Source organism: Latilactobacillus fuchuensis, assembly GCF_900258455.1.
GTDB classification, from domain to species: domain Bacteria; phylum Bacillota; class Bacilli; order Lactobacillales; family Lactobacillaceae; genus Latilactobacillus; species Latilactobacillus fuchuensis.
In genome coordinates this window covers 1,811,223-1,822,775 of the sequence record NZ_LT984417.1, presented here as the reverse complement: position 1 = coordinate 1,822,775, position 11,553 = coordinate 1,811,223, and the positions used below count along the sequence as shown (strand labels likewise).

The window sequence follows — 11,553 nt, the reverse complement described above, 5'->3', positions numbered from 1 at the left end:
CTTGTCTATTGAAAGTTAGTGGTAACTTCAATATAACATGAAATTCACGTGGCGTTTTTTAGTTAGCGGTGGCTAACTTCATTATAAAATTCACCATTATAATTCTTCTAAATCAGTTTTAATTTTAGTTGTTGAAATGCCATCAGTTCGAGGTAAATAGATAACTTGACAATAATCTTTAAGAAAATCAAATTTACCGGCCCAATCATCACCCATGACGAAGATATCAATGTCATATTTTTGGACATCTTTAATTTTTTGATCCCAATCTTTTTCGGGAATAACGTGATCAACATAGCGGATAGCTTCTAAAATATATTTACGATGATCGTAATTATGATAGGCTTCCTTGTGCTTTTCAGCATTAAATTCATCGGTTGAAAGACCGACGATTAGTTCATCACCAAGAGATTTTGCACGTTCTAAAAGGCGTACGTGACCCCAATGTAATAGATCAAAAGTGCCATAAGTTAAAATTCGTGTCATTAGAAAGCTCCTTGTTGGTAGTAATGATAAAAGCATAGTTGATTTAGCGGGATAATTCAAGTGATTACTAACTTTTGTTAAAAATATTAAATGAAATAACGGTGTCCGCTTATTTTTGCTATAATGAATAACATATATCATAAGAATGGGATAAGTGATGCGCTTGTTAAAAAATAAATTATTTACACTTTATATGGAAATGATGAAACTCTTATTGAAGGTAGTCCCGGTTAAGCGAGGGCAAATTTGTATCATCAATGGTTCTGGCTATGCTGGTTCGAATGGATTAGCGTTATTTCGGTATTTAAAAGAAGAGTTGCACTATAAAGATGTTTGGTTACTTGAAAATTTTCCAAGTAGTCATCTAAAATTGGCAATATGGTTAAAATTAGCCTCTTCGCAAGTCATCATCGGAACGCACGATCCGTACAAAGTTTCCAAACGGCAGACGTATATCCAATTATGGCACGGTATACCATTAAAAAGAATGGGATTTTTAGCTAAAAATGCTAATATTATTGATTTAGAAAAAGGTCATCAGCATTGGTCGAAATCAGTAGATTACATCACATCTTCTTCAGATATGTATGATACATTAATGAGCGCTTGTGAAGGGATTGCTGATAATAAGTTTGTTCATTTAGGTTTTCCAAGAAATGATTTTTTTCAAATCGATGAACAACAAAAGGCTGAACGTAAATTAGAATTGGTAGGGTTATTTGATCAAGCTGTTATAAAAAAGGAACCACGCCTTCTTTTTTATCTGCCGACATTTAGAATGGAAGATAATAACCAAAATTTATCAGATATGTTAAAAAACGGTAATATTTTTGGACTGACTAATTTTGAGAGCAATCAATTCGAAGCGTTGTTGGCCCGTGAAAATATTATTATTATTGCTAAATTGCATCCAGTTGAGGAAAAACAAGTTGATGTGACAGCTTTGAACCAATTAAAGCACGTTAAAGTGATTAAAGGAAATTGGTTACAAACAAATCAACATGATTTATATGAATATCTGGCCGTTACGGATGCTTTAATGACTGACTATTCAAGTGTTTATTTTGATTATTTATTGATGGACAAGCCATTGTTATTCTTAGCAAATGATTTAAAAAATTATGAAGCTAGACGGGGATTCCTGTTAACACCATATCAGACATTTGCACCTGGTTTAGTTGCTAAGAGTATGCAAGAGTTTAATCAAGCGTTAGTCGATTTGTTTAAATTAGACTTACATGATGAGCGTAATCAAATTAGAAAAATGATCTATCAAGATACCTATTTGAAAAATAATTCATCTGAACAAATTTGGAAGCAGCTAATTCAAGATTTAGTTCAAGATTGTAAATAATGGAGTTAAAATGAGAAAATTATTTAAAGATTTCTTTTATAATGCAATATATCAAGTCTTCTTAGTGATTGTTCCTTTAATAACTGCCCCGTATTTATCACGTGTATTGGGACCTGGGCCGCTAGGGATTAATAGTTCAGTTAACTTTACAATCCAGTTTATTATGGTCTTTTGTGCTTCAGCAATGGGGCAGATTGGCACAAGAACAATTGCAAGATTGCGTGCTGATAAAGACCAATCGGAATTTGAATCAGCTTTTTGGGGCTTATGGCTAATCCAAGCAACGTTGAGCGCGATTACAATCATTATCTTTGTAATTGTTTGTTTTGTATTCAAACCTAAATATTACATGTATTTCTTATTACAATTGCCATTCTTATTAGGAACCATGATTGATATCTCATGGTTCTTTCAGGGGATTGCAGAATTTGGAAGAGTGGTTTTTCGAAATACAATTATCAAATTGTTCAGTGTTGTTTTGATCTTTATCTTTGTTCATGATCCAGCTGATTTAGGGTTATATATGTTAATTATGTCGATGGGCAATTTATTAGGGAATTCTGTATTCTGGTTACAGATTCGCAAATACGTTCCCCATTTTGTTGGTCGATATTACCATTTGAAAGCATCAATGGTTGTAATTGCGACTTTAATTGTGCCGCAAATAGCAACCCAGGTGTATACCTCTCTAGATAAACCTATTCTGGGATTATTCCAGAGTACTACTCAAGTATCCTATTATGACCAGTCGCAACGAATTGCTAATATTATACTAGGTGTCATTACATCAATCACGGTTGTCATGATGCCTAAAATGGCAGCTAGCTCTGAAAAAGATCAACAACTTTTTTTGAAAAAATCATATGAGACAACTTTGGCTTTAGGATTGGCGTTCATGGTCACTGTGATGTGTAATACGAAAGAATTCGTTCCTTGGTTTTTTGGTAGCCAATTTACACCGATGACTCATTTGATGTTTTTTATTAGCTTTTCAATTATCCTAATTCCAATTGGTGGCGTCTTTTCAAATCAATTTGCTTTAGCAATTCGTAAAGATAAAGAATTTGCGATTCCGTTAATCATTGGTGCGATTTTAAGTCTGATTTTAAACTTTACGTTTGATCCAATTTTAGGGGCTTTGGGTGCAACCATTAATATTTTAACGGTTGAAGCAGTTGTTTGTTTGTTAAGAATTTGGATTGTTCGCGAGTACTATAATGCGCGCTATATCTTTAAAGATACGCCAAAATATTTTTTATTAGCGGGGATAACGTTTATAATTGGATATTTTATGCCTAATTTAATTCCAAATGCATTTTTGAATATGGCCTTTAAATCAATTATTATTTTAGGCATTTATTTTGGCTTATTCTGGCTGGGTAAATTTGAATTGGCAACAGATGTTCGCCAAATATTGGGAAATGTTATTAAGAAAAGAGGTCATTAAGAAGTGAAAGTTGACATTTTAAACGTACCATTTGATAATTATACAGAATCTGAATTTATAGCGAAGTTTCAAGAAAGAATTGAGCAACAACAAAAAACACTGGTTGTAACGGCCAATCCAGAAATTGTAATGTATGCTAAAGAGACACCAAAATATCAAAAATTATTATTAAATGAAGCTGATTATATCACGGCTGATGGCATCGGTGTTATTAAAGCTGGTCAGATGTTAAAAACGCCGATTAAAGAACGTGTCACAGGTTATGATCTTTTTTTAGCGTTATTAAACTTAGCAAATCAAAAAAAACTAAGTGTTTATTTAGTGGGGGCTAAACAAGAAATCATCGAACTTGCTGTTCAGAGAATTGCTGAAGATTATCCTGATATTCAGTTAGTTGGTTATCATAATGGTTATTTCGATATAGAAGATTTAACAATTCAAACGGATATCATTGATAAAGCGCCGGATATGGTTTTTGCTGCGCTTGGTTTCCCCAAGCAAGAGTACTTCTTGACTGGTTTAAAACATCAATTGGATAAGGGGTATTTGATGGGAATTGGTGGCAGTTTTGACGTTTTTTCAGGTGTGACCAAACGTGCGCCTGTCTGGATGCAACGACTACATTTAGAATGGTTCTATCGACTGCTGAAGGAGCCAACTCGGTTCAAGCGTATGTTAGTATTACCTAAGTTCATTCAAGAAGTTAAAAAAGTTGGAAAGGGGTAAGCCATTTGAGAGTTTTACACATCAATGCTGGACTAGAAAATGGTGGCGGGTTAAGCCATATTATTGGTCTTTTAAGTCAATTTCCAAAAGACGAAGTTGAATTATTGACGTTTGCTGACGGTCCAGTTGCTGCTGCTGCCAAAAAAAAAGGCATTAAAGTGAAAATTATGGGTAAGAGTAGTCGCTATGATTTTGGATTGCTCAAAGAATTGGTTGCGTATATTAATGCAGGTGATTTTGATTTAGTCCATACGCATGGTGCTCGGGCTAACTTGTTTTTAAGTTTAATTAGAAATAAAATTAAGGCGAAATGGATCATAACGGTTCATAGTGATCCCCGGTTAGATTTTATGCAACGTGGTGTATTAGGTTGGTTATTTACTAAATTAAATATCAGAAGTTTAAAAAAAGCAGATGGTATTTTTGCGGTCACCCAAAATTTTAAAAATGTGCTCTTAGCGTTAGGAATAGCGGAAAATAAAATTAGAGTTATTTATAATGGCATTAGGTTTCAAACCGTGGTACCTGAGCGACAACCACATGATAAATTTGAAATTGTAATTGTTGGTCGGTTGCACCCGGTTAAAGGACATTCAATATTATTGAATGCCTTCAAGGAGGCAGCGATTAAAGAAGCACAGTTGACCATCATAGGGGAAGGCGAATTAAAGAATGATTTACAGAAATTGACATCGGATTTAAAAATTGATCAGCAGGTTAATTTTACTGGAATGCTAACGCAAACCGAAATTAATCAATATTATCTAAAAACCGATTTAGCGGTGCTCAGTTCATTAAGCGAAAGTTTTCCATTAGTATTATTAGAGGCAGCCAATTATGGGGTGCCAGTTATTGCAACTGATGTAGGTGATATGCGTCAATTAATTCCAGATGATAATTATGGATGGATTGTTCCGACTCAAGATATGATAGCGTTAAAAACGGCTTTACTAGAAGCGTATGCTAACTGGCAAACAGGGACATTACAACCGATAGGGGATAGATTAAGAGTACATGCTCAAGCTAATTTTTCAATCGATAATCTCTGTCAATCGACAATTAAAGGGTATACTGTATTTTTAAGCACTAATATGTAATTTTGGGAGGACGTATTGTGTATTCAAAGTTAAAAACAACTTTATTTTGGTTTATTTTAATTCAACCATTTTTAGATATATTTTATTTATATCAACCACCAATTTCGATACTTCTAAAGTTTTCGCCGGCGACTATTCTTAGAATAGTACTTGTGGGTATCATTAGTGTTATGTTTTTGTGGGCTAATAAAAACAATAAATTACGATTATTTATCGGGATTTATACAGGGTTATTACTTTTATATTTTATTGTTCATCATTTGAATGCGATGCAATTTCATTCATTAGTGGATGGTAATTTTGGCTACTCAATAACTGGGGAACTTTTCTACATAATTAGAATGGTACTACCATTGATTGTATTAGTTATTTCGTATAACGTTAGATTTACAGATAATGAATTAGAATCAATTGTTTCGTGGTTGGTTGCGTTAGTATCCGGTAGTATTGTGGTAACTAATTTGTTTAAGATTAGTTTGGCATCCTATACGAATCAGCGTATTACAGGGAATATTTTCAATTGGTTCTTTGATAATCGACATGGTAGTTATTTTCAATTGGCATCGAAGGGCTTTTTTAACTTTGCTAATTCAACAGCGGCACTAGAGGTCTTATTATTGCCTTTAATGTTCTATTACCTTGTTAAACATCTGAATGCCAAAAACATTATTTTATGTTTGCTACAAGTATTGGCGATGTTCATGTTAGGGACGAAAGTATCAACGTTAGGATGTATCGGGTTATTAGTCGTTATAACATGTATGTATTTGTTTTTCACATTTATCAAAAAGGATTTGGTGTTTAAACCGTTAACTTTAGGTGTTTTATTTCTATTTATTATTCTGAGTGGGGTCATCTATCCCGATTCACCGGCCATTAATCGGACTAATTTTGATGCTCAAATTCAACAAGAGCGTGACGGCAATCAAGATAAGGTAAAAGAACGTGAAAAGAAATTAGAAGAGAAGAGTAAAGAAGATAATACAAAGAAACATAAGGAAACACCCCTAATCAAGTATATTAGAAAGCATTATGGTGAGTATTCTATTAATGCAAGATTTATTGAAGTTTCTTATCCTTATTATGATGATCCTAATTTTTGGAAAGAGATTATGAAATGGCCGATTCAAGATCGGACTAGTTTCCGAAAGTTAGAGATTGCCATGTTAGACCGGGTTAAATCAATTAATGATAATCCTAAGGATGACTTATTGGGAATTACTTACACTAGGATGAACAATATATTTAATGTTGAAAGAGATTTTATTTCTCAATATTATTCAATGGGATTAATTGGTGTTGTTTTATTGGTATTACCGTATATTTTGGGTGTCATTTATTTAATGTATGAAATATTACGACATTTTAAAACGAAATTCACTTTTAGAAATACGGCCTTCCTATTAGGAATATTAGGGATATTAGGTGTTTCATTATATAGTGGTAATGTGATGGATTTTCTAACTGAAACGTTTATTTTGGCCTTTATTGAAGGTCAATTACTAGTTAGAGTAAAAAGACAATCAACTTTGACCAAACGTAAATTTAGTTTGTTAATGCCAACGTATAATGATCAAGATACGATTATAGAGTCTTTAGAATCTATCAGACGACAGAAGTATACTGATTGGGAATTGATTATCGTTGATGATGGTTCAACTGATGATACTAAATTAGTGATTAATGAATACATTCGACGGTATCATTTAGAAAAACAAATAAAATATATCTATCAAAATAACAGTGATCAGTTGAATGCTTTAAGCTTGGGGAGTCAATCGGTATCCGGTGACTTTGTCTATATCATTCATTCAGACGATACTTTCCAGAATGATAGAGTTTTATTGCGGGCCAACCAAGCGTTATCAAATGATGAGACGGATGGTTTGTTGGCGAATATTAAGTGTGTCGATAGTAATGGACAAAAAATACAGGGACAGACTACGTTAGATTATCTAGGCAATAGTCGGCAAGTAAAAATGCAAACACTATGGTTAGGTCGTAATTTATATTTAGATTTTGCATTTTGGAAAACTGAAGTCTTTACCAATCAAGTGAGGAATAACTATTTATTGTGGAATACACCTAATTGGCTTGATTTTGAGGATGGATATGTCAAAACCTTAAATTTAGAGAATGCTAATTTCGATGTTATCAACTACCGGGTTTACGAAGATAATTATATTAATTCTGAAGTGGGCAATTTAAACGTCTTAAATGGTGAACTGAGAACATTGGTTAGTTTATTGGGGCAATATCGTGTTCCAGAATATAAATTACAATATCGTATTTTTAGATTGTTTAATAAACTTAAGTTGTTATCAATTTATTGGCCAATCGCTATTAAAAAGCAAACTAATAAGATCAAGGCAAGTGAAGTAATTGGTTTTGCTATTCAAAAAAGAGTCTCTGACTTTAATAAACAGCCGTACTTAAAAGCGCTGGTTAGTTATTATCAATTTACTGGCGAACGGACCTTGCAACTGACAATACCAGAGGATTTACCGATTTATAAAGGTGCAGATATGCGGCCGTTTAATCAAAAAATGATTGATGGTCAGTTAGAGACATTTTACATTGAACTATTTGAAGAAATGCAACAGGGGTTCACAAAGATTCAAGTAACGAAAGAAAATAGAAAACAGTGGGAGACCATCTGCCACTTTTTAAATATTGAGCCTTATGTCGAATTAGAAATGAGAGATTAATTATGATTCCTAAAAAAATTCATTACGTTTGGGTTGGCGGCAAAGAAAAGTCAGCTGATGTTAAACGGTGTATGGCAACTTGGCAAGTTCATTTAAAAGATTATGAAATTATTGAATGGAATGAAAATAATTTTGATATGAACATGAATGATTATATTAAGACTGCTTATGAACAAAAAAAGTGGGCCTATGTGAGTGATTTCATTCGTGCTTACGTTATTTATCATGAAGGTGGTATCTATCTAGATACCGATGTATTGGTATTAGATAATTTAGAACAGTTTCTACAGAATAAGGCGTTTGTTGGTTTTGAGAATCCAGATTATCCATTTACTGCTGCTTTTGGTGCTGAGCAAGGACATCCATTTGTTAAGGATATGCTGAATGATTTTGAAGGAGAGTCATTTTCATTTGATAAAAACGATCAAATGAAAAATGTTAATACAAAAACCGTTTCTGATATTCTAATTGATAAGTACCATTGTCAGTTAGGTAATCAAGAACAGACTTTAGAGACAGGCATTCATGTCTATCCATCCGGTATTTTATGTAATCCATCTGGCAACTCGTCAACCATCCATGTTTTTACAGGAACTTGGATGGAAGGTCAGAAACCACTTAAACGTAAAATTAATAAATGGTTCAAAATTAGAACGACATCAAAAGCAAAAGCAAAATGTTATCAAAAATTATTGAGCTGAACAAAAAAAGACGGTTTTTTACTGTCTTTTTTTGTTTGCACGTTTTATTTTATGATATAGTTAATACCAAATATGTCTACAATTAGGAGCGCGAAATGCAAAAATTATATCCTGATGATAGTTTGTTATTACACACAGACTTGTATCAGCTCAATATGATGTTAACTTATTTCAAGAAGGGCTTGCACAATCGAACAGCAGTTTTCGAATGTTACTTCCGCAAATTACCGTTTGAAAATGGTTATGCTATTTTTGCTGGCTTAGAACGAATTGTCAATTATTTAGAAAATTTACATTTTACGGAAAGCGATATTACCTATCTGCGTGATGAAATTGGTTATCCGGCTGATTTTTTAGACTATCTCGAAAATTTGAAGTTTGATTTAACGATTCGCTCCGCGGTTGAAGGTGAACTGGTTTTTGGCAATGAACCGATTCTACAGGTTGAAGGCTCACTAGCGCAATGTCAGTTAGTGGAAACGGCGTTGTTGAATATTGTCAATTATCAAACGTTGATTGCAACGAAAGCCGCGCGGATTAAAATGGTGGTTGGTAAAGATCCAATCATGGAATTTGGGACACGCCGCGCGCAAGAATTAGACGCTGCTTTATGGGGCACACGGGCGGCTTACATTGGTGGTTTCGATGCAACGAGTAATGTGCGTGCTTCGAAGATTTTTGGGATTCCCGCGAGTGGCACACATGCGCACTCGTTGGTCCAAACTTACCGGAATGATTATGGCGCTTTTCGCGCTTATGCAGAAACTCATCGCGACTGTGTCTTTTTAGTGGATACTTATGATACGTTAAAAAGCGGGGTGCCTAGCGCGATTCGGGTTGCTAAGGAAATGGGCGACAAGATTAATTTCCAAGGCGTCCGGATTGACAGTGGTGACATGGCGTATATTTCTAAACGGGTTCGCCAACAATTGGATGAAGCGGGTTTCACCGATGCTAAAGTTTATGCATCCAATGATTTAGATGAAAAAACGATTCAAAACTTGAAGATGCAAGAAGCCAAAATTGATGTTTGGGGCATTGGGACTAAATTAATTACCGCTTATGACCAACCGGCTTTAGGCGCGGTTTATAAGATGGTGTCGATTGAAAATGCGGACGGTCAAATGGAAGACACGATTAAATTATCGAGCAATGCTGAAAAGGTATCGACGCCTGGGCGTAAGCAAGTTTGGCGGATTACTAAACAGGTCGATCATAAGTCAGAAGGCGATTATATCACGTTGTGGGATGAAGATCCGTTGGAACAAGAGTCGATTTATATGTTCCACCCCAACTATACGTACATCAACAAAACGGTGACGGATTTTGATGCACGCCCTATTCTACGGACGATTTTTGATCGGGGCCAACGGGTTTATACATTGCCTGAAATCAATGCCATCAAAAAATTCTGTACCGAGAATTTGAATTCGCTATGGGATGAATACAAACGGAATTTGAACCCACAAGATTACCCAGTTGATTTATCACAACGGGCTTGGGATCATAAGATGAATTTAATCCATCAAGTTCGTGAAGATGTTCAGAACTTACATTTTTAAAAGATTGAAGCGTAATAGACTGATGGTAGTTAGTCTAAAGGAGAATGAAGATGCGACCATTACAAACAGCGATTATTGCAGCCTTAAAAACACAACCAACGATTGATCCGGCAGTTGAAATTCGGCGTTCAGTCGATTTTTTAAAGGATTATTTATACCAAAATACGTTTTTAAAAACGTATGTGTTGGGAATTTCAGGGGGCCAAGATTCAACTTTGGTTGGCGCGTTGGCTGAAAAAGCAATGCAAGAAATGCGGACTGAAACGGGCAATCAAGCTTATCAATTTATCGCCGTTCGCTTACCCTATGGTGAACAAGCGGATGAATCAGACGCAATGGCGGCGATTGACTTTATGCAAGCGGACCAAACGAAGCGGGTCAATATTAAAACATCGGTTGATACGATGGTGGCTGCTTTAGCTGAAACCGGTGTGACCGTCAGTGATTTCAATAAAGGCAATATCAAAGCGCGCGTGCGGATGATTGCGCAATACGGGATTGCCGGTGAAAATCAGGGAGTTGTTTTAGGCACCGATCATTCTGCTGAATCAATCACCGGTTTTTACACGAAATTTGGTGATGGTGGCGCTGATTTGGCGCCCCTTTTCCGGTTAGATAAACGCCAAGGCCAGGCATTGTTGGCTGAATTAGGGGCACCAACGCATTTATACAAGAAAGTGCCGACTGCCGACTTAGAAGAAGACCGACCAGCGCTACCGGATGAATTAGCGTTAGGTGTGACTTATCAAGAAATTGATGACTATTTAGAAGGCCGAGAAGTTTCAGAGACGGCGGCCGAAAAAATTGAAAATTGGTACCAAAAAACAGAACACAAACGTCATTTACCAATAACGGTATTTGATACATTCTGGAAGAGTGCTGATTAAACCGGTTAGCTTCTGAGTATAGCCTAAAATCACGGCTTATGACTTGCTTTTTAGTCATAAGCCGTGATTTGTAGTTAACCGGAAAAGACTAGTTCGAGAAGCACGTTTAGAGGAAGTAAGCGTGTTTAGTTGCGTTTAGCAACTGAGCATTAACAGAAAACCGCTGATTATCTTGAACTTAAGATAATTGGCGATTTTAGGTTAAGCGGAGGTTGTTGCAACTAAAAAGCGCGTTATGGAAGAGTGCTGCGGCTCGCGAATAGACTTTGAGCATTAGACTAGTTTCGCAAACAAAGCCTTGGAAAGACTTTGTTTGCGAAACGTAGCTAGGCGCAGAAGTCTGCGAACCAAGGCACGTTTAAAGTGAGCACACGTTCATCGTTAATATCGCTCAAGTTTGCAATCTTTTTATAACAAATTACTTGCGTTTTGAATTGGTTATGCCTTATAATAGGATTAACGATAAGGGAGTAACTGGCAGCCTAGCTGCGATAACGCCACCAACAAGACAATATTCTGGTGTTATCTTAATTAGTGAGACTTATGGGAATTCTTTGAATTCCTGTAAGTCTCTTTTTTTACCCC

The 11,553-nt window shown here is 35.4% G+C and carries 9 protein-coding genes; 8 read left to right on the top strand and 1 reads right to left on the bottom strand.

The window, feature by feature from the left end:
* Positions 1-96: 96 nt before the first annotated feature.
* The gene (tagD, locus tag LFUMFP_RS08700; protein WP_025083263.1) at positions 97-486 is read right to left on the bottom strand and encodes a glycerol-3-phosphate cytidylyltransferase; all 390 of its coding nucleotides are present in this window, start codon (positions 484-486) and stop codon (positions 97-99) included.
* Positions 487-643: 157 nt separating this feature from the next.
* On the opposite strand from tagD, the gene LFUMFP_RS08695 reads away from it, so the two are divergent.
* The 8 genes from LFUMFP_RS08695 (at position 644) to nadE (ending at position 10,968) form a co-directional block, all read left to right on the top strand.
* Positions 644-1,840 (top strand): CDP-glycerol glycerophosphotransferase family protein, encoded by a 1,197-nt coding sequence (locus LFUMFP_RS08695; protein ID WP_025083262.1) that lies wholly within the window; start codon positions 644-646, stop codon positions 1,838-1,840.
* Between the two features lie 10 nt (positions 1,841-1,850).
* The gene (locus LFUMFP_RS08690) at positions 1,851-3,287 is read left to right on the top strand and encodes an oligosaccharide flippase family protein (protein WP_025083261.1); all 1,437 of its coding nucleotides are present in this window, start codon (positions 1,851-1,853) and stop codon (positions 3,285-3,287) included.
* Positions 3,288-3,290: 3 nt separating this feature from the next.
* Complete coding sequence (locus tag LFUMFP_RS08685) at positions 3,291-4,013, top strand: WecB/TagA/CpsF family glycosyltransferase (RefSeq protein WP_025083260.1); 723 nt, start codon at positions 3,291-3,293, stop codon at positions 4,011-4,013.
* Positions 4,014-4,018: 5 nt separating this feature from the next.
* On the top strand, positions 4,019-5,110 hold the full coding sequence (locus tag LFUMFP_RS08680; RefSeq protein ID WP_025083259.1) for a glycosyltransferase family 4 protein: 1,092 nt from the start codon (positions 4,019-4,021) through the stop codon (positions 5,108-5,110).
* A 17-nt stretch (positions 5,111-5,127) separates the two neighbouring features.
* A complete protein-coding gene (locus tag LFUMFP_RS08675; protein WP_025083258.1) occupies positions 5,128-7,818 on the top strand; it encodes an O-antigen ligase family protein in 2,691 nt (896 codons plus the stop codon).
* A gap of 2 nt (positions 7,819-7,820) precedes the next feature.
* A complete protein-coding gene (locus LFUMFP_RS08670; protein WP_025083257.1) occupies positions 7,821-8,519 on the top strand; it encodes a glycosyltransferase family 32 protein in 699 nt (232 codons plus the stop codon).
* Between the two features lie 95 nt (positions 8,520-8,614).
* On the top strand, positions 8,615-10,081 hold the full coding sequence (locus LFUMFP_RS08665) for a nicotinate phosphoribosyltransferase (protein ID WP_056950612.1): 1,467 nt from the start codon (positions 8,615-8,617) through the stop codon (positions 10,079-10,081).
* Positions 10,082-10,131: 50 nt separating this feature from the next.
* Positions 10,132-10,968 (top strand): NAD(+) synthase, encoded by an 837-nt coding sequence (nadE, locus tag LFUMFP_RS08660; protein ID WP_056950615.1) that lies wholly within the window; start codon positions 10,132-10,134, stop codon positions 10,966-10,968.
* Positions 10,969-11,553 lie beyond the last annotated feature (585 nt).